Source organism: Streptomyces sp. NPDC096339, assembly GCF_044762985.1.
Classification (GTDB): domain Bacteria; phylum Actinomycetota; class Actinomycetes; order Streptomycetales; family Streptomycetaceae; genus Streptomyces.
Window position 1 is genome coordinate 1 of record NZ_JBIWFI010000013.1, and the last position, 18,003, is coordinate 18,003.

Here is an 18,003-nt window from a genome sequence, read left to right on the forward strand (position 1 = left end):
CCGACCCCCAGGAACTCTTCGGACGCATCGCCGGCGACGGCGTCACCATCCTCGAAGTCGTCCCCTCACTGCTCCGCGCCGCCGTCGACTCGTGGAACAACGGTCTGGTCCGTCCCGAACTCTCGCCGCTCACGCACCTGATGGTGACGGGCGAGACCCTCCCCGCCGATCTGGCGCGGGAGTGGCTGGACCTGGCGCCACACATTCCCCTCGTCAACGCCTACGGGCCGACGGAGTGCTCCGACGACGTCACCCACGCCGTCATCACTCCGGCGACCCCGCTCGACACCCGCGCGCCGATCGGGCTCGCGGTCCGCAACACCCGCCTGTACGTGCTGGACGCGGACCTGCGGCCGGTGCCGCCCGGCGCCGCCGGCGAGTTGTACGTCGCCGGCGTCGGCGTCGGCCGCGGCTACCTCGACGACCCGGCCAAGACCGCGATCACGTTCACGGCCGACCCGTACGCCGTCCGGCCCGGCACCCGCATGTACCGCACCGGCGACCGCGTCCGCCAACGCCCCGACGGACAGCTGGAATTCCTCGAACGCACCGACCACCAGGTCAAGATCCGCGGCCACCGCATCGAACTCGGCGAGATCGAGACCGCACTGCGGCGCCTGCCCGGCATCACCGACGCCGCCGCCGCCGTCCACCACGGACGCCTCGTCGGCTACCTCATCGGCACCACCGAGGACCCGAGGACGGCTCTCGGCGCGATCCTGCCGGACTACATGGTGCCCGGCGCCTTCCTCACGCTGGACGCGCTGCCGCTCACCCCCAACGGCAAGGTCGACCGCAAGGCGCTCCCCGCGCCGGATCCGCAGGCCCACGCGACGGGTCCCGCGCGGGAGCCCCGCACGGACACCGAGCGCGTCCTGTGCGCGGTCTTCGCCGCCGTGCTCGGGCTGCCGGCCGTCGGCATCGACGACAGCTTCTTCGACCTCGGTGGCGACAGCATCCGCTCCATCGAGGTGGTCGCCGGCGCCCGGCGGGCCGGACTGCGGGTCACCGCGGCCGACGTGTTCACCTACAAGTCGGTGGCCGCGCTGGCCGCCGCCGTCGGCGAGGCCGAGCCGGCCGAGATCGTCGGCACCGAGGACGGCGTGGGCGAGCTGGCGCCCACACCGGTCATGCTGCGGCTGCTCGAAGAGGGCGGCCCCCTCGACGGGTTCAACCAGTCCGTCGTCCTCACCACCCCCGCGGACCTGGACCCCGAGCGGCTCACCGGGGCGCTCCAGCGGGTCGTCGACCACCACGACGCCCTGCGGCTGCGCCTGACCGGACGGGACGCCGGCGACTGGCGGCTCGTGATCGGCGAGCCGGGGACGGTCCGGGTCGCGCCCCTGGTGACCCGCATCGACGCGGATCACCGCGCCTACGAGGACGAGGCGCTGCTGCGTCGGGCGGTCGCCGCGCAGTCGGAGGCCGCGCGCGACCGGCTCGCCCCGCGCGACGGGGTCACACTGCAGGCCGTGTGGATCGACCGGGGGGACAGCCGCCCCGGCCGGCTGATCCTGATGCTGCACCACCTCGTGGTGGACGGCGTCTCCTGGCGCGTGCTCCTGCCCGACCTGCTCACCGCGTACGAGCGTCCCGGCACGGCGCTCGACCCGGTCGGCACCTCACTGCGCCACTGGTCCGGGCTGCTCCAGGAGCAGGCCGGGGCCCGCGCCGGTGAACTGCCCTACTGGACCGAACTGCTGTCCCACGGGGAACGGCCGCTCGGGACGCGTGCGCTGGACCCGGCCCGGGACACCTACGCCACGGCCCGGACGCTGCGCGTGACCCTGCCGGCGGAGCACACCGGCCCGCTCCTGGAGCTGGGCCCCGCCGCCTTCCAGGCGGAGATCAACGACGTGCTGCTCGCCGGCCTCGGGCTCGCGGTCGCCGAGTGGCGCGGCCGGAGCCTGCTCGTCGAGGTCGAGACCCACGGGCGCGAACAACTCCACGAGGGAGTCGACCTCTCCCGTACGGCCGGCTGGTTCACCAGCACCCACCCCGTGCTGCTGAGGGCCGCCGCGCTCGACGCCGAGCAGGCGGTCAAGGAGATGCGCGAGCAGCTCAGGGTGCTGCCCGACCACGGCCTCGGCCACGGCATCCTGCGCCATCTCGGCGGCGGACCGGCTCCGTTGCCCGCGGTGAACCCGCAGCTCGGCTTCAACTACCTGGGCCGCTTCGCCGCGGTGGAGTCGTACGACGGCGGATGGGCGGCCGCACCCGAGTCCCGGGAGGCGTTCGCGGCGACGTCCGGCGGCATGCCCCTCGGCCACACCGTCGAGGTGGACGCCCTGGTCGAGGACGGCCCCGACGGGCCCGTCCTGGTCGCCAACTGGACGTGGGCGGGGCAGGTTCTGGAGCCGGACGACGCCGAGGCGCTGGCCGAGGGCTGGTTCCGCGCGCTGCGCACCCTTGCCGAGCGGGCCGGCGAACTCGCCGCGACCCGCCCCTCCGGGGCCGGTGAGCGGCGGCCCGCCCTGCTCACCGAGGCCTTCGAGACCCTGCTTCCCATCCGGCCCGACGGCACCCGCGAGCCGCTCTTCTTCCTGCACGGCGGCGTGGGTCTCAGCTGGCCGTATCTCGGGCTCGCCGAACACCTGGCCAAGGAATTCCCGGTGTACGGATTCCAGGCGTCCGGAATCGTCGCGGAAACACCGCTTCCGACGTCGATCCCGGAAATGGCCGAGGAATATGTCCGTAGAATTCTGGAAATTCAGCCGAACGGGCCTTACCATCTTCTCGGCTGGTCCTTCGGCGGACTTCTCGCCCACGCGGCGGCCACCCGCCTCGAAGGACTCGGACACCGCGTCGCGCTCCTCGCGAACCTCGACGGCTACCCGGTCCCCGAGCCCGACGGCATCCCGGACGACCGGGCTCTGCTCGCCAAGATCCTGGAGTACTGCGGGTACGACGCGGCGGCGTTCGCGGGCGGCGAGCCCACGCTCTCCGAGGTCCTGGCCCTGTTCCGGCGGGACGCCAACCCGCTGGCCGGCCTCGACGAGGAACAGCTGGCCCGGCTGCTGCGGATCGTGCGCAACCACGCCGTTCTCAGTGCCGAGTTCGCCCCGGACCGCTTCGGCGGGGACGTGCTCTTCCTGTCGGCCTCGCAGGGCACGGACGAGCACTCCCCGACGGTCGCGGAATGGGAGCCGTACATCGGCGGACGCGTCACCCACCACGGCATCGCCTCGGACCACGACGGAATGATGCGGCCCGAACCGCAGCGGGCGATCGGCCGGATCATCGCCGCGCACCTCGAACAGTTGCGGTGAATGCGCGGGGGGCACTCGTACGGAATCCCGGCGAGTCCCCCCGCGGCTTCCCGAACGGCTTCGGCCACTGGCCTCCAGACGCACACCCCAAGGAAGAGAACACCATGAAGAACAACCCGTTCGACGACGAGACCGGCACCTTCCTCGTGCTGGCCAACGACGAGGGCCAGCACTGCGTCTGGCCCGAGTTCGCCGCCGTCCCCGCCGGCTGGACCACGGTCCTCCCGGCCGGCCCCCGCACGGCCGCGCTCGACCACATCGAGCGCACCTGGACCGACATGCGTCCGAAGTCCCTGATCCGCACCGCCGCCTGAGAACCAGGCCATCCCGATCCGAGAGGCAGCAGCTGTCATGACTGTGAACACCCACGTGGACGTCACGGCCGTACGAGCCATCATCGTCGACATCCTGGAGCTCGAGGACGACGAGCTCACGAACACCAGCCTGTTCGTCGAGGACCACGGCGCGGACTCGCTGGGCGCCATCGAGATCCTCTCCCGCATCGAGAAGGAACTCGGCGTCGTCATCCCGCAGGACGACCTGGTCAAGCTGGTCAACCTGGACGCCGTCCTCGATGTCCTCGCCACCGCCGAACGGCGTCAGCCGTGAGCGCCGCCGACACTCCGGCCGGCCCCTCCTCGGGGCCGCGCCGGGTCGTCCTCACCGGCTGCGGCGCGCTGTCCAGCATCGGCAACGGGGTCGCGGAGTTCACCGACGCGCTGCGGGCCGGCCGGGTCGGGACCGGTGACATCACCGTCTTCGACACCACCGGCTTCCCCCGGAGCCGCGGCCATCAGGTGCACGGCTTCGACGCCGCCGCCCGGCTGCGCCGGGTACGGCCCGAACAGACCGGCCGCGCCACGCAGTTCGCCGCCGCGGCCGCCCGGATGGCGCTCGACGACGCCGGCCTCGACGAAGCCTGGCTGCGCGAGCGGCGCGGCACCGTCGTCGTCGGCACCACCGACGGCGAGGTCGGCGAGCTCGACCTGCTCACCGAGTCGGCGCTCTCCATCGGGCTCGCCGCCTTCACCGGCGCGGCCCTGAGCAGGACCGCCACGGGCGGTCTCGCACTCGGCGTCGTCCACGAACTCGGCCTGTCCGACGTGGAGTCGTCCACCATCGCCACCGCCTGCGCCGCCGGCAACTACGCGATCGGCGCCGGTTTCGACGCGATCCGCAGCGGCCGCGCCGAGTGGGCGCTCGTCGGCGGCGCGGACGCGCTGAACCGCAAGACCTTCGCGGGCTTCGCCCGGCTCGGCCTGATCGCACCCGACGAGTGCCGTCCGTTCGACGCCGACCGCATGGGCCTGCTCACCGGCGAGGGCGCGGGCCTGCTGCTGCTGGAGACCGAGGAGTCGGCGCTCGCCCGCGGCGCGGACATCTACGCGGAGGTGCTCGGCTACGGCATCAACTGCGACGCCTCGCACCCCACCGCGCCCGAGCGGGACAGCGTCGCCCGCTGCATCCGCCTCGCCCTGGAGAACGCGTCCGTCAAGCCGGAGGAGGTCGACCTGATCTCCGCGCACGGCACCGGCACCCCCACCAACGACACCACCGAGATCGCGGCCATCCGCGAGGTGTACGGGGACAAGGCCCCGCGCACCGTCGGCGTCAAGGCGATGATCGGGCACACCATGGGAGCGGCCAGCGCCCTGGGCGCCATCGCCTCGGCGCTCGCCATCCGGCACGGCTTCATCCCGCCGACGGCGAACCACCGCGCCACCGACCCGGACTGCCCCGTCGACGTCGTGCCGAACACCTCCGTCGCCGCCGACGTGCGCGTCGTGCAGAACAACGGGCTCGCGTTCGGCGGCAACAACGCCGTCGTCCTGCTCGGCCGCCACGAAAGCCCCCGAGGGGAGTACCTCCGATGAGTACCGCGGTCATCACCGCATGGTCGGCCGTGTCGCCGTACGGCACCGGCCGCGCCCCGCTCGCGGCGGGGCTGCGCGCCCGCGCCGCGGCACCCGAGTCCGCCGGGCCCGAGGAGTGGACGGCACAGCCGGACGCGACCGCCCGCGTCGTGCCCGGGTTCGAGGTCCGCGACGCGCTGGGGAAGGCCGGTACCCGGGGCATGGACCGGCTGACCGGACTCGCCGCGGTGACCGTGCGGGAGCTGCTGTCCGGTACGGCCCCGGCCGGCGAGGACGGTGACCTCGGCACCGGTCTCGTGCTCGGCATCGCCTCCGGCAGCGTCCAGGGGTTCATGGAGTTCACCAAGTCCTCCCTCGAAGGGGCGAGCCCCATCGACGTGTCGCCGTCGAAGATCCCCAACATGGCGATGAACAGGGCCGCTTCGGCCAGCGCGATCCGCCATGCCCTCAAGGGCCCCAACACCACGGTCGCGGCCGGCCGGCTCTCCGGCCTCGTCGCCCTGGACCAGGCACGTCGGCTCCTCGCAGACGGGCGCGCCGAGCGGGTGCTGGCCGGTTCGGCCGAGGAGTTCTCGGCGGCCCGCGCCCACCTCACGCACGCGGCGTACGGCACCGGCGTGGTGCTGGGCGAGGGCTGTGTGATGGTCCTCCTCGAATCCGGCGACGCCGCGACCGGCGAACCGCTGGCCGAGGTGCTCACGGTCCACCACCGGGTGGCGCAGGGCGGTGACTTCGCAGGGACGCTCACGGCGGCGGTGCGCGCGGCGCTCGCGGAGGCGGGCGTCGCGGCCGACGCGGTCTGGGCGGCCATCCCCGGAGAGGCCCCCGGCGCGGCGGGCGAGCAGGAACGGCAGGTGCACGAGGACCTGTTCCCGGCGGAGGTGCGCGCCCGCGCGGCGTCCGTCGCGCTGCTCGGCGAGACGGCCGCGGCCACCGGGGCGTACCAGCTCGCGGCGCTGCTGTCCGAGCCGGGCGAACCGGGCCGTGTCGCCCTGATCACCACCACGGACCCGGACGGTCCCGTGGGGTGCGCGGTGCTGCGGCTGCTCACGGACGGAGCGGCCGGATGAGCGGCGACGCAACGGCGGGCGCCCGGCCCGTCGCCCTGATCAGCGGCGGCTCCCGCGGGATCGGCCGGGCCGTCGCCCTGCGGCTGGCGCGGGACGGGCACGACATCTCGTTCTGCTTCCGCGGCGACGAACAGGCCGCCGCGAACCTGGAGAAGGAACTGGCCGGTCTCGGAGCCCGCGCGCTGGCGCGGCGCGTCGACGTCGCCGACGCGCAGTCCGTGCGGGACTGGGTGGACGCCACCGAACGGGACTTCGGACCGGTCGCGGTCGCCGTCACCTCGGCCGGCATCACCCGGGACAAGCCGTTGCTGCTGATGGCCGACAGCGACTGGCACGAGGTCGTGGACACCAACCTGGACGGCGTGTACCACGTCTGCCGGGCCGTGGTCTTCCCGATGATGAAGCGCCGGGCCGGCAGCATCGTGACCGTCGCCTCCGTGTCCGGCCTGTACGGGAACGCGGGCCAGACCAACTACGCGGCGTCCAAGGCCGGGATCATCGCCTTCTCCCGGTCCCTCGCGAAGGAGGTCGGCCGGCGCGGCATCCGCGTCAACGCGGTGGCGCCGGGCCTGATCGACACCGACATGTCGGCCGAGCTCGACGACCAGGTCAAGGCGCAGGTCACCGAGCGCACGGCGCTGGGCAGGACCGGCCTCGCGTCGGAGGTCGCCGAGGCCGCGGCCTTCCTGGCCTCGGAGCGCGCCTCGTACGTCACGGGCGCGGTGCTGCCCGTGGACGGCGGGCTGTGACGGCCCGGGCCTCGGGGCTCGTACCGGCGCTGCGGCCCGGTTTCTGCCAGCTGTGGTGGGCGTCGGCCCGTGATGCCCACCCGCTGCTGCGCGGGCTCCTCGACGAGGGCGAGCGCGCCCGCGGCGATCTGCTGCGGCAGCCGACCGCGCGGGCGCTCCACCTCACCGCGCACGCGCTCGCCCGCACCGTGGCCGCCGCCCACCTCGGCGTTCCCGCCGGGGAGCTGGAGCTGACCGCCACGTGCAAGCGGTGCGGCGGCCCGCACGGCAAGCCCCGGCCGCCGCGGCCGCTCGGGCTCTCCTGGTCGCACTCCGGCGACCGGGTGGTGGTCGCCCTCGCGCTCGGCACCGAGGTCGGTGTGGACGTGGAGCGGATCGCCCCGTTCGCGCCGGAGACCGCGGAGCGGGTGCTCTGCGGGCCGGAGCTCACCGTCCTCGCGGCGCTCCCCGCCACCCGGCGCCCCGCGGGCTTCGTGCGCTACTGGACGCGCAAGGAAGCCCTGCTGAAGTCGACCGGCGACGGGCTGTCCGTGGCACCGGAGCTGCTGCACGTGACGGCGCCCGACGCCTGGCCCCGGCTGCTGTCCTGGGAGGGGCCCGAGCGCCCCCGGCTCCCCCTGTACCTGTACGACCTGGACGCGGGCGCCGGGCATCTGGCCGCGCTCGCCTCCGTCGGCACCCCGGTGCGCCCGACCCGGCACGACGGGTCCGCCCTGCTCGCCGCGGTCGTCACGTCGGCGGATGCCCCCGGAACCTGTGACCCCACTCTTCTCACCTCGGAAAGGCCACTCGCCTCATGAGTCAGTACGTCGTCCTGATCGCCGACGCGCTCAGCCCGCAGGCCGCGGACGTCCTCACCCGCGACGCCGCGGTCGAGGTGCGGCACGTAGACGGGACCGACCGGCCCGCGCTGCTCGCCGCGCTCGCCGGGGCCGACGCGGTCCTGGTGCGCTCCGCCACCCGCATCGACGCCGAGGCCCTCGCCGCGGCGCCGCGGCTCAAGGTCGTCGCGCGGGCCGGGGTCGGCCTCGACAACGTGGACGTGCCGGCGGCCACCGCCGCCGGCGTGCTCGTCGCCAACGCCCCCGCGTCCAACGTCGTCAGCGCCGCCGAGCACGCCGTCACCCTCCTCCTGTCCCTCGCCCGCCACGTCCCGCAGGCGCACGCCTCGCTCAAGGACGGGCGGTGGGCGCGCGCCTCGTTCACGGGCGTGGAGCTCGCGGGCAAGACGCTCGGCGTCCTCGGCCTCGGCCGGATCGGCTCCCTGGTGGCACGCCGGCTCGCCGCGTTCGACATGGAGGTGATCGCCTACGACCCGTACGCGGACGAGGCCCACGCCCGGGCTCTCGGCGTGCGCCTGACCGGCCTCGACGAGCTCCTCGCCAGGGCCCAGTTCCTCACGGTCCACCTGCCGCTGACCGAGCAGACCTCCGGACTGATCGGCTTCGACGCCCTCCGGCGCGTGCGCCCCGACCTGCGGCTCGTGAACGCGGCGCGCGGCGGCATCGTCGACGAGCAGGCGCTGTACGCGGCGCTCGCGGAGGGCCGGATCGCGGGCGCCGCCCTGGACGTGTACGCGCAGGAGCCCTGCACGGACTCCCCGCTGTTCGAGCTCGAGAACGTGATCGCGACACCGCACCTGGGCGCGAGCACCCCCGAGGCGCAGGAGCGGGCCGGCACCCAGGCCGCCGAGTCCGTGCTGCTCGCGCTCGCCGGGATGCCCGTACCCGACGCGGTCAACGCGCCGCGCGAATCACCCGTGCACGCGCGATGAGGTCACCCAACGCCGCCGCGCGCGGGGCGGCCTCAGCCGCCGGACCCCGCGACGGGCACCGCGTCGGGCGCGTCGCCGGTGTCCGCGGCGCGGCCCTCGCCGCCGTCCGCGCCGGATTCCCCGCCGGTGTCCGAGCCGTTGCCGAGCCAGCCACGCTCCATCGCCAGCGCCCCCGCCTGGTAGCGGCTGCGGGCGCCCAGGCGGGCCATCAGATCGGCGGTGATGCGCCGGCCCGTACGCACCGATACGCCGAGCTTGCGGGCGACGACGTCATCGGTGTGGCCTTCGAAGAGCAGGTCGAGAACGGCCTGCTCCTGCCGGGTGAGTCCGTCCGGCTCCGCCGTCACCGTCCTGGTCTCGCCGAGCGGCTGCGCCCGCGCCCAGGTCTGCCGGAAGAGCGAGACCAGCGCGGTGACGACGCCGGAGCCCCGCAGGATCAGCACCCCGCGGGCGGCGGCCTCGGGGTCGATGGGCACGATGGCGGCGCGACGGTCGAAGATGATCATCCGCGGCGGCAGCTGCGGCAGCACGCGCACCTCTCCGCCGATGTCGTTCAGCCAGCGTGCGTAGTTGAGCGTCGCCGGGTCGTTGCGGACGGAGTCCAGGTAGATGTAGCGGACCTGCACACCGCGCTCGACGGCGGCCCGGTCGAGCGGACGGGCGGCCTCCAGGGCCGCCTCCGTCTGGGCGCCGCCCGGCGCGAACACCTCGACCCTGCTCTCGGCGCCCTGCGCCAGCCGCTCGATCTGGGAGTTGATGGCGTCGAGTCCGGTGTACCTGCGGACCTCGTCGGTCTGCGCCTCCTGGTCGTCGCCGTACTCGGTGAGCATCTGCGTGATGGCCAGCCGGGTGGCGGCGACGGCCTGCTGGTGCTGGGCCAGCTCCCGCTCCTGGCGCTGGAGGAGGCCGGCGAGCCCGAACTCCGGGTTGACGAGACGGATCTTGCCCAGCTCTTCGGAGGAATTCCGCACGAGGGTCAGTTCGGCGAGTCCGTCCAGGGTGAGCTTGGCGCGCTCGACGGGCCAGTCAAGCCCTTGCGCGATCTCCGCGACACCTGCTCTGGGCCGCTTAAGCAGAATGCGATATACCGCTTCGGCATCCGCATCAAGACCCAACTGTCCCATTGCTCGCCTTCCCCCGAAGTTCCCCCGTCGACCGCACTATCTGGTCCGCAGTCAGCGCAATTATCTCAGCCCGATTCTGGCAAGGGCAACCTGACCAAGGGACGCGCGAACCGATTCTCCGGATATTCACGGAGGCGCAACTCATGTACCTCGTGACGGCGACCGTGCCGCCCGAAGCCCTTCCCGGCGAGCCCGCGCTCGTCGACCGCATCCGTGCTCTGGCACGCCCGGAGGACCGGCTGGAGCACGTCCACGTGCTGCGCGTACCCGACGGCGGCGCGCACCTGACGCTCTTTCTCGGCCATGCCGACAGCGAGGAAACCGAGGCGGCCGCCGCCCGTCTCGTGGCCCACGCACTGCCGGCGACGGTCGGCGCGGACCTCGCCTGGACCCCGGCCACACCGCTCGTCAGCGCCCTGGAACGGCTCGGTGCCGGGGCCCGGAACGGCCGGCATGACAGGGAGTTGCCATCACAGGACCCTGACAATCCGTGGTGCTGACGGGACGCGTGGTGAGTGTGAGACTCGAGAAGACCGAGAACGAGCGTCACACCGAAGTGAATGTTCCGAGGAGACGAACCAGATGCACGCCATCGCTCACAGCACCGTCAAGCTGGCCACCCGCCGAGTCGCCACCGTGGCGTTAATCGCCCTCGCGGCCATCGCGACGGCCCCGACGGCCATGGCCACGGAGTCTCCCGCGGTCCAGACGACCACCAAGGCGGTCGCGGACCTGCTGACCCCGCTCGGCCACACCTGGGGCAACTGATCACGATGCAGCCCGAGTCGACCGCACCGGCGGACGTGCCCGCACTCCGCGCCGAACTCAACCTCGTGGACGCGGAGATCCGAGCCCTGGTGGAACGCCGCCGCGAGCTCTCCCGCGAGATCCAGAGCATCCGCCAGGCCTCCGGCGGCCCCCGCACCGACCTCACCCGCGAAATGCGCGTCATCTCCCCGTACACCGAGGCATACGGGCGGCAGGGGACGGCGATCGCGATGGCCCTGCTGGAGATCTGCCGCGGCGCCGGCGCCTCTGCCCAGTAGCCGTACGAGTTCCCCACGCAGCAGCACCGAGCGGGAGGGCCGGGTGGCCCGGCCCTCCACCCATGAGAGGGCTCCGACGTGCCTGGTTCACCCGCCGACTCCTCGTCCCGGCTTCCGCTCACGGAAGGCCAGGCCGGAATCTGGTACGGCCAGCGGCTGGACGATTCGAAGCTCGCGTACTCCTACGCGGAATTCCTGGACATCCGGGGTCCGCTCGATCCCCCGCTGCTCCAGGAAACGGTCCGCCGGGTCGTCACCGAGGCAGAGGCGCTGCGCGCGTCCTTCGGAGAGGATCCGGAAGGGCCGTGGCAACGGGTCGGGACCCGACCGGTTCCGCACGTGCCGCTCGTGGACCTGACCGGCGAGGCGGAGCCGTGGGAAGCAGCGAACGAGTGGATGCGCGCGCGCATCCACTCCCCGCTCGACCCGGCCGCGGGAGAGGTCCGGCGCAACGCGGTGCTCCGCGTATCGCCGGATCGGCACCTCTGGTTCTGGCAGTTGCACCACATCGTCTCCGACGGCGTGGGATCGCTGCTCCTGGTCCGCCGCGCCGCGGAGGTCTACGCCGCGCTGGCCGCCGGCCGGACACCGTCCGCCACTCCCTTCGGACCTCTCGCCTCCCTCGTCGAGGAGGACCGGCGCTACCGCGCCTCGGCCGGCTTCCAGGAGGACCGCCGGTACTGGCTCGACGAGTTCGCGGACATCGAGCACGTGCCGAGCTTCTCCGACGCGTCCATGACGCCGACGGGCGTCGCGCTCAGGGAGACCTGGTACGCGGACGCCGAACTCAGGCAGCTGCTGGCCGACTTCACCCGCGCCCGCGCAGTGAAGTGGCCGCGCGCGGTGATCGCCGCGTTCGCCGCGTACGTCGCCCTGGTCACGGGCTCGCGTGACGCCGTACTGGGGCTCCCTGTGTCCAATCGGCACACGGACGCGGCCGCGACGACCCCGGGAATGGTCTCCAACATCATCCCGCTGCGGGTCCGGTGTTCTCACTCGGACAGCTTCCTCGACCTGCTGGAACGCGTGTCCGGGAAGATCGACGAGACGCGCGCCCACCGGCGCTACCGGTTCGAGGACATCCGGCGCGACCTCCGCACACGGCGGGGAAGCACCCGCGTCTTCGGCCCCACGGCCAATGTCATGTCGCTCGACGCCGAGCTGTCGTTCGGCGCGTGCTCCGCGCAGCACCGCAATCTCGCGCCGGGCCCGATCGAGGACTTCATGCTGGGCGTGTACGCGACGCCCCGGAACCTGACGTTCACGATCGACGCCAACCCGGGTCTCTACGACGCCGGGGAACTCGCCGGTCACCGGACTCGGTTCGAAGCGTTCCTGCGGAACGTCCTCGCGGGGGCCGACCGACCTCTCGGTGAGATCGGCGTGCTGAGCGACGAGGAACGGCGCACGCTCCTGCGGGTGCGCCCGCGGCGCGCGGCCGACGGGGCCCGCACCCTCGTGGACGCCTTCGAGGCGCAGGCCCGGCGCAGCCCCGCCGCGGTCGCCGTGACCTGCGGGGCCGCGGCCCTGTCGTACGGGGAGCTCAACGCGCGGGCCAACCGGCTCGCTCGCCTGCTCGTGCGGCACGGCTGCGGTCCGGAGCACCTGGTGGCCGTCTGCCTGGCGCCGTCCGTCGACCTCGTGGTGGCGCTCCTGGCGGTCCTCAAATCGGGCGCCGCGTACCTTCCCGTCGACCCGGAGCACCCGCGGGACCGGATCGACGCCCTGCTCGCCGACGCGAAGCCCTCGCTGCTGCTCGGCACGGCCCAGGGGGCGCCACGCCCCTGCGACCCGGACCTGGCCACCGTGGAGGTCGACGGCGCGGACACGACGGCGATCCTGGCCGCCCTCCCCCAGGGCGATCTGCGCCCCGGGGAACGCGGCCGCCCCCTCACCCGGGACAGCGCCGCCTACGTCATCCACACCTCGGGCTCCACGGGGCGTCCCAAGGGCGTGGTCGTCCCGCACGGGAACGTGCTCGACCTCTTCTCCGCGACCCGGGAACTGTTCGACTTCCGCGCGGACGACGTGTGGACCATGGCCCACTCCTTCTCCTTCGACTTCTCCGTCTGGGAACTGTGGGGAGCCCTGCTCCACGGCGGACGGCTCGTCCTGGTCCCCCCGACCACGCGTCGCGCGCCGGACCGCTTCCTCCGGCTCCTGGTGGAGGAGGCCGTCACCGTGCTGAGCCAGACGCCCTCGGCGTTCCACCAACTGCTGCAGGCGTACCGGGACGATCCGCGGCTCGGGCGGCGGTCGGCGCTCCGCTATGTCGTCTTCGGTGGTGAGGCGCTCGACTTCCGGCGGCTGGAGGAGTGGTACGACCTGCACCCCGACGACGACCCGGTGCTGGTCAACATGTACGGGATCACGGAGACCACGGTCCACGCGAGCCATCTGGCGCTCCGCCGGTCCGCTCTCCCCGGCCGGAGCGGGAGTCTGATCGGACAGAGCCTGCCGGGCCTCGCGCTCTACGTCCTCGACGAGCGACTGCGGCCCGTTCCCCCCGGTGTCACGGGCGAGATCTACGTGGCCGGCGACCAGACGGCCCGCGGGTACCTGAACCGGCCGGCCCTCACCGCCGAACGCTTCGTCGCCGACCCGTTCGGCCCGCCCGGCTCCCGCATGTACCGGTCCGGCGACCTTGCCCGCCGTACCGCCGAGGGGCTCCTCCAGTACGAGGGCCGCGCGGACGACCAGGTGAAGATCCGCGGGTTCCGGATCGAGCCGGGCGAGATCGAGGCCGAGCTCCGGGCCTGCCCCAACGTCGCGAGTTGCCGTGTCGTCGTACGGAAGGACACGGTGGGCGACAGCGTGCTGGCCGCGTACGTCGTGCTCGCGGATCCGTCGGACCCCGATACGGCCGGCCTGCGCCGTCGCCTCGCGCGCCGGCTGCCCTCCCACATGGTGCCGGCCACCGTGACGGCGATCGACCGGATCCCCCTCACCTCCAACGGAAAGCTCGACCGGCACGCCCTGCCCGATCCGGTGGTGACCGGCGGTCAGGACGACACGGCGGCGACCCCCACCGAGCGGATCGTCATCGACGCCTTCCGGGACGCCCTCGGGGTTCCGGGGATCTCCGCCCGGGACGACTTCTTCGACCTGGGCGGGGACTCCTTCAAGGCCGTGCGCGTGGCCCGTCTCATCGGCCGGGGCACCGAGGTCCTCGACGTCTTCCAGCACCCCACGCCGGAAAGCCTGGCCCTCCGCGTCCGGGAGATCCACGACGACCGCGACGACCCCGACGGGGACGTTCCCGCCGCAGGGCGACGCATCCTGCGGCCCCTGACCGCCGGCACGCCGGGCACGCCGGGCACGGCGGGTGCGGCGGGTGCGGCGGGTGCGGGAGGCACGACAGTCACGGAAGGCGCGGACGTCACGCTCGTCTGCATCCCCTACGGAGGCGGCACCGCGGCCGCCTACCACCGCCTCGCCGCCGAGCTGGCACCCGGGATCAGGACCTGGAGCGCCGCACTGCCGGGACACGACCCGGCCCTCTCCGGCGAACCCCTGCTGTGCCTGGACGAGACCGCCGACCTGATCGCCGCGGAGATCGGCGGCTCGCTCGACGGCCCCTTCGCCCTGTACGGCCACTGCGCCGGCTCGGCCCTCGCCGTGGCGGTCGCGCAGCGGCTGGAGCGGCAGGGGCGGCGGCCGGCCGCGCTCTACATCGGCGGCGCACTGCCCTCCGCCGCTCCGGCGCGCGAACTGGAGCACGCTCAGGGCTGGTCCGGAGAGTCCCTGTACGCGTACATGAAGTCGCTCGGCGGCTTCGACGGGGCGCTGGAGGAATCGGATCTGCGTGCCGTCCTGAAGGTGATCCGGCACGACATGACGCAGGGCCTGCGCTTCCAGATCGAAGCCGAGAAGGACCGTCACCGGCTGCTGGAGGCTCCGCTCGTCGTCGTCATCGGCGACGAAGACGCCGCCACACGGGGATACGAGCACGCGTACACGGACTGGAAGCGCTTCGCGACCCACGTCGAACTGACAGAGATCCACGGGGGCGGGCACTACTTCGTCACCCATCGGCCACGCGAACTCGCCGCGATCATCTCCGGACGTCTCGGCACGTCCGCGCGTCCCGGCACCTCGGAGGAGGAGAACTGATGTCACCCACCACGGTTGCCCTGGTCACCGGTGGCACCTCCGGACTCGGACTCGCCGTCGCCGACCGGCTCATCTCCTCCGGCGTCCTCCCGGTCCTCCTCGGCCGGAGCGAGGAACGCGGGCAGGAGGCTCTGAAGGCCCTGGGCGGCCCGGCGGTGTTCGTACGCGGCGACGTGGCCGACGAGCCGGAGGTGACGGAGGCCCTGGACGTCGCGACGCGGCACGGCTCCCTCCGCATCGTCGTGAACTGCGCCGGAGTGCCCCACGCGGCGAGAGTGCTCGGCCGGTCCGGCCCGCATTCCCTGGAACGGTTCGTGGACGTCGTCACGACCAACCTCGTCGGCACCTTCAACGTCGTGCGTCTGGCCTCCGAGCGCATGGCCGCGAACGCGCCGGTCGATCAGGAGCGCGGCGTCATCGTCAACACCGCTTCCCTGGCGGCCTTCGAGGGCCAGGTCGGCCAGGCGGCCTACGCCGCGTCCAAGGGCGGGATCGTCTCCATGACACTGCCCCTCGCCCGCGAACTGGCCGACTCCCTCATCCGCGTCGTCACCGTCGCACCGGGGTTCTTCGCGACACCGGCTGTCGCCACGGTGCCCGCGGCGGCCCGCGCGGCATTGGACCACGATCTCGTACATCCGAAGCGGTGGGGGGATCCCGGTGAATTCGCCGGACTGATCGCCCACATCATCGACAACCCGATGATCAACGGGGAGACGATCCGCATCGACGGCGCGGTGCGCATGTCGTCCAGCCCGCGGCGCCGCAGCTCTTGACATGGCAGAGTCCGAGACGGGGGAAGTGAAGACATCATGACCGGATCCGTTGTCAGTACGCAGGTGCTCACCGGCGTCGGCATACGCTCCATAGGCGTCTGCGTTCCGGAGAACGAGCTCACCAACGCACAACTCGTCGAGCGCTTCGACACCAGCGACGCCTGGATGCGCGAGCGGCTCGGCATCGTCAGCCGCCGTGTCGCCGGGCCCGAGGAGTTCACCTCGGACCTCGCCCTCGGCGCGCTCGAGGACGCGTGCAAGCGGGCCGCCGTGGATCCGTCGAGCATCGATCTCCTGATCTGCTGCACCTCCACGCCCGATCACATGATCCCGGCCGTCGCGACGATGATCCTGCGCAAGGCGCAGATCCGCGGTGTTCCCGGATTCGACGTGAACGCGGGCGGCTGTGCCGGCGGCCTCTTCGCCCTGGACGTCGGCCACAAGTACATGCAGTCGGGGCAGTACGACCGCGTCGCCGTCGTCGTCGCCGACACCGTGGCCCAGCTGAACGACCCGGACGACCGGACGCAGCACGCGATCTTCGGGGACGGAGCCGCCTGCTACCTCCTGGAGCACTGCACGGACAGCACGGGGATCGGCCGGACGCTCCTCGGCACGGACCCGGAGCGCTACTACACGGCCTTCATCGAACGCGTCCTCGACGAGGGGCGGTTGAACCGCTTCAGCGGGGCGAACGTGACGCGCATGGACGGCAGGGGAGTCAAGGACTTCGCCCTCTCCGTCGTCCCCGGCTTCGTGGACGAGGTGATCGAGTCGGCGGGTGTCACCCTCGACGACCTGAAGCTGATCGTCACGCACCAGGCGAACCCCACCCTCGTACGGGAGCTGGTCGACCTCCTCGGCCAGCCGAGCGACAAGGCCGTCATCGTGGCCGACAGGTTCGGCAACACCAGCGGTTCCAGTGTGGTGATCGCGCTCGCCGAGGCCGAGCGAACGGGCCGGCTCAGCCCCGGCGACAAGGTCCTGCTGCTCGGCTTCGGCGCCGGAATGAGCTACGGGGGAACCGTCGTCCACTGGTGCGGCACCGAGAACTTCCCGCAGCGGGCGTGGTGAGCGCCCCTCATGTTCGCCGCCTACGCCGCTGAGATCGGGCTTCGACAGCCCCTCCAGGGCCTACGGCTCGGGGACCTCCCGGCCCCCCGGGCCCGTACGGGCTGGAGCCGCGTCACCGTCAGGGCCGCCTCGCTGAACCACCACGACCTGTGGTCGCTGCGCGGGGTCGGCCTCTCCACCGACCGACTCCCCATGATCCTCGGCACCGACGCCGCCGGCGTCGACGAGGACGGCAACGAGGTCGTCATCCACCCCGTGGTCGGACTCACCAGTCACGGACTCGCCCCCGGGGAACCCCGCTCGATCCTCACCGAGAAGTACCAGGGCACCTTCGCCGAGCAGGTGACCGTCCCCACCTGGAACATCGTCCCCAAGCCGCCGGAGCTCTCCTTCGCGGAGGCCGCCTGCCTGCCGACGGCCTGGCTCACCGCGTACCGCATGCTCTTCACCCAAGCCCGCGTACGCCCCGGCGACTCGGTCCTCGTCCAGGGCGCCGGCGGCGGCGTCGCCACCGCCGCGATCGCGCTCGGCACGGCGGCAGGACTGCGCGTGTACGCCACCAGCCGGGACGAACACAAGCGCGAACGCGCCCTGGACCTGGGCGCCGCCGAAGCCCTGGAACCGGGCGCACGCCTCCCGCACCGCGTCGACGCCGTCATCGAGACCGTCGGCGCCGCCACCTGGTCCCACTCCGTGAAGTCCCTCCGAACGGGCGGCACCCTCGTCATCTCCGGCGCCACGAGCGGAGACCGCCCCACCCGAGCGGAGCTGACCGACATCTTCCACCGGGAACTCACCGTCGTCGGTTCGACCGTGGCCACGAAGGACGAACTGACGGCCCTGCTCTCCTTCTGCGCGACCACCGGCACACGCCCCACCATCGACCGGATCCTCCCCCTCGACCAGGCCCACGAGGGCTTCGCCCGCATGGAATCCGGCAGCCACTTCGGCAAGATCGTCTTCACCCTCCCGGCGAAGGACCTCTGAACCCGCGCCACCCGGAACCGAACAGCGCACGCGTCCCGCTGCCGGGATGGCGACCCCCCCTTCACCTGAATGCCCGTGCCACGTTGCCCCCCGTCCGCCCCGGCCATCGCATGGAGTAGGGAACACGAGCCCGCACGGGGCCGCCGG

Annotated in this window: 15 protein-coding genes and 1 pseudogene; 15 read left to right on the plus strand and 1 reads right to left on the minus strand. The window is 72.8% G+C overall.

The window, feature by feature from the left end; genetic code table 11:
- The 8 genes and pseudogenes from ACIQ5Y_RS18565 to ACIQ5Y_RS18600 form a co-directional block, all read left to right on the plus strand.
- Nucleotides 1–3,269, plus strand: a 3,269-nt coding sequence (locus ACIQ5Y_RS18565; RefSeq protein ID WP_403881043.1) for an alpha/beta fold hydrolase, incomplete at its 5' end; no start/stop codon positions are given.
- Between the two features lie 104 nt (nucleotides 3,270–3,373).
- Entirely contained in the window at nucleotides 3,374–3,583 is a 210-nt protein-coding gene (locus tag ACIQ5Y_RS18570; RefSeq protein WP_403881046.1) for an MbtH family protein, read from the plus strand.
- A 37-nt stretch (nucleotides 3,584–3,620) separates the two neighbouring features.
- Nucleotides 3,621–3,878 carry an acyl carrier protein gene (locus ACIQ5Y_RS18575; RefSeq protein WP_403881049.1) on the plus strand — a complete coding sequence of 86 codons (258 nt, stop codon included), beginning with the start codon at nucleotides 3,621–3,623 and terminating at the stop codon, nucleotides 3,876–3,878.
- The gene (locus tag ACIQ5Y_RS18580) at nucleotides 3,875–5,143 is read left to right on the plus strand and encodes a beta-ketoacyl-[acyl-carrier-protein] synthase family protein (protein WP_403881052.1); all 1,269 of its coding nucleotides are present in this window, start codon (nucleotides 3,875–3,877) and stop codon (nucleotides 5,141–5,143) included. Before ACIQ5Y_RS18575 ends, ACIQ5Y_RS18580 begins: the two co-directional genes overlap by 4 nt.
- On the plus strand, nucleotides 5,140–6,213 hold the full coding sequence (locus ACIQ5Y_RS18585) for a beta-ketoacyl synthase N-terminal-like domain-containing protein (protein WP_403881055.1): 1,074 nt from the start codon (nucleotides 5,140–5,142) through the stop codon (nucleotides 6,211–6,213). The genes ACIQ5Y_RS18580 and ACIQ5Y_RS18585 overlap by 4 nt, the downstream gene beginning before the upstream one ends.
- Nucleotides 6,210–6,962: a 3-oxoacyl-[acyl-carrier-protein] reductase gene (gene fabG / locus ACIQ5Y_RS18590; RefSeq protein WP_403881058.1), complete on the plus strand. Its 753-nt coding sequence runs from the start codon at nucleotides 6,210–6,212 to the stop codon at nucleotides 6,960–6,962. Before ACIQ5Y_RS18585 ends, fabG begins: the two co-directional genes overlap by 4 nt.
- Entirely contained in the window at nucleotides 6,959–7,762 is an 804-nt protein-coding gene (locus ACIQ5Y_RS18595; RefSeq protein ID WP_403881061.1) for a 4'-phosphopantetheinyl transferase family protein, read from the plus strand. The genes fabG and ACIQ5Y_RS18595 overlap by 4 nt, the downstream gene beginning before the upstream one ends.
- Nucleotides 7,759–8,703 (plus strand): annotated as a pseudogene (locus tag ACIQ5Y_RS18600) (hydroxyacid dehydrogenase); the annotation flags it as partial. The gene ACIQ5Y_RS18595 and the pseudogene ACIQ5Y_RS18600, both read left to right, overlap by 4 nt.
- 65 nt (nucleotides 8,704–8,768) lie before the next feature.
- Here ACIQ5Y_RS18600 and ACIQ5Y_RS18605 read toward each other — a convergent pair.
- Nucleotides 8,769–9,860 (minus strand): LuxR C-terminal-related transcriptional regulator, encoded by a 1,092-nt coding sequence (locus tag ACIQ5Y_RS18605; protein WP_403881064.1) that lies wholly within the window; start codon nucleotides 9,858–9,860, stop codon nucleotides 8,769–8,771.
- Between the two features lie 143 nt (nucleotides 9,861–10,003).
- On the opposite strand from ACIQ5Y_RS18605, the gene ACIQ5Y_RS18610 reads away from it, so the two are divergent.
- The 7 genes from ACIQ5Y_RS18610 to ACIQ5Y_RS18640 all read left to right on the plus strand — a co-directional run bounded on the left by ACIQ5Y_RS18610 (nucleotide 10,004) and on the right by ACIQ5Y_RS18640 (nucleotide 17,856).
- Nucleotides 10,004–10,360 carry a hypothetical protein gene (locus tag ACIQ5Y_RS18610; protein ID WP_403881067.1) on the plus strand — a complete coding sequence of 119 codons (357 nt, stop codon included), beginning with the start codon at nucleotides 10,004–10,006 and terminating at the stop codon, nucleotides 10,358–10,360.
- 136 nt (nucleotides 10,361–10,496) lie between these two features.
- The gene (locus ACIQ5Y_RS18615; protein WP_403881069.1) at nucleotides 10,497–10,628 is read left to right on the plus strand and encodes a hypothetical protein; all 132 of its coding nucleotides are present in this window, start codon (nucleotides 10,497–10,499) and stop codon (nucleotides 10,626–10,628) included.
- A 5-nt stretch (nucleotides 10,629–10,633) separates the two neighbouring features.
- Nucleotides 10,634–10,906: a chorismate mutase gene (locus tag ACIQ5Y_RS18620; RefSeq protein WP_403881072.1), complete on the plus strand. Its 273-nt coding sequence runs from the start codon at nucleotides 10,634–10,636 to the stop codon at nucleotides 10,904–10,906.
- 78 nt (nucleotides 10,907–10,984) lie between these two features.
- Nucleotides 10,985–15,019, plus strand: a complete 4,035-nt coding sequence (locus tag ACIQ5Y_RS18625) for an amino acid adenylation domain-containing protein (RefSeq protein ID WP_403881075.1) — start codon at nucleotides 10,985–10,987, stop codon at nucleotides 15,017–15,019.
- A complete protein-coding gene (locus ACIQ5Y_RS18630; RefSeq protein WP_403881078.1) occupies nucleotides 15,019–15,795 on the plus strand; it encodes an SDR family NAD(P)-dependent oxidoreductase in 777 nt (258 codons plus the stop codon). Before ACIQ5Y_RS18625 ends, ACIQ5Y_RS18630 begins: the two co-directional genes overlap by 1 nt.
- Before the next feature lie 36 nt (nucleotides 15,796–15,831).
- Nucleotides 15,832–16,869 (plus strand): 3-oxoacyl-ACP synthase III family protein, encoded by a 1,038-nt coding sequence (locus ACIQ5Y_RS18635; protein WP_403881080.1) that lies wholly within the window; start codon nucleotides 15,832–15,834, stop codon nucleotides 16,867–16,869.
- A 9-nt stretch (nucleotides 16,870–16,878) separates the two neighbouring features.
- A complete protein-coding gene (locus tag ACIQ5Y_RS18640; RefSeq protein WP_403881083.1) occupies nucleotides 16,879–17,856 on the plus strand; it encodes a zinc-binding dehydrogenase in 978 nt (325 codons plus the stop codon).
- Nucleotides 17,857–18,003: the final 147 nt, after the last annotated feature.

Bases quoted from the DNA above. Each gene is read 5' to 3' on its own strand.
- ACIQ5Y_RS18575 (WP_403881049.1), top strand. From the start codon at position 3,621: ATGACTGTGAACACCCACGTGGACGTCACGGCCGTACGAGCCATCATC.
- ACIQ5Y_RS18605 (WP_403881064.1), bottom strand. From the start codon at position 9,860: ATGGGACAGTTGGGTCTTGATGCGGATGCCGAAGCGGTATATCGCATT.
- ACIQ5Y_RS18640 (WP_403881083.1), top strand. From the start codon at position 16,879: ATGTTCGCCGCCTACGCCGCTGAGATCGGGCTTCGACAGCCCCTCCAG.
- ACIQ5Y_RS18620 (WP_403881072.1), top strand. From the start codon at position 10,634: ATGCAGCCCGAGTCGACCGCACCGGCGGACGTGCCCGCACTCCGCGCC.
- ACIQ5Y_RS18635 (WP_403881080.1), top strand. From the start codon at position 15,832: ATGACCGGATCCGTTGTCAGTACGCAGGTGCTCACCGGCGTCGGCATA.
- ACIQ5Y_RS18630 (WP_403881078.1), top strand. From the start codon at position 15,019: ATGTCACCCACCACGGTTGCCCTGGTCACCGGTGGCACCTCCGGACTC.
- fabG (WP_403881058.1), top strand. From the start codon at position 6,210: ATGAGCGGCGACGCAACGGCGGGCGCCCGGCCCGTCGCCCTGATCAGC.
- ACIQ5Y_RS18570 (WP_403881046.1), top strand. From the start codon at position 3,374: ATGAAGAACAACCCGTTCGACGACGAGACCGGCACCTTCCTCGTGCTG.
- ACIQ5Y_RS18585 (WP_403881055.1), top strand. From the start codon at position 5,140: ATGAGTACCGCGGTCATCACCGCATGGTCGGCCGTGTCGCCGTACGGC.
- ACIQ5Y_RS18610 (WP_403881067.1), top strand. From the start codon at position 10,004: ATGTACCTCGTGACGGCGACCGTGCCGCCCGAAGCCCTTCCCGGCGAG.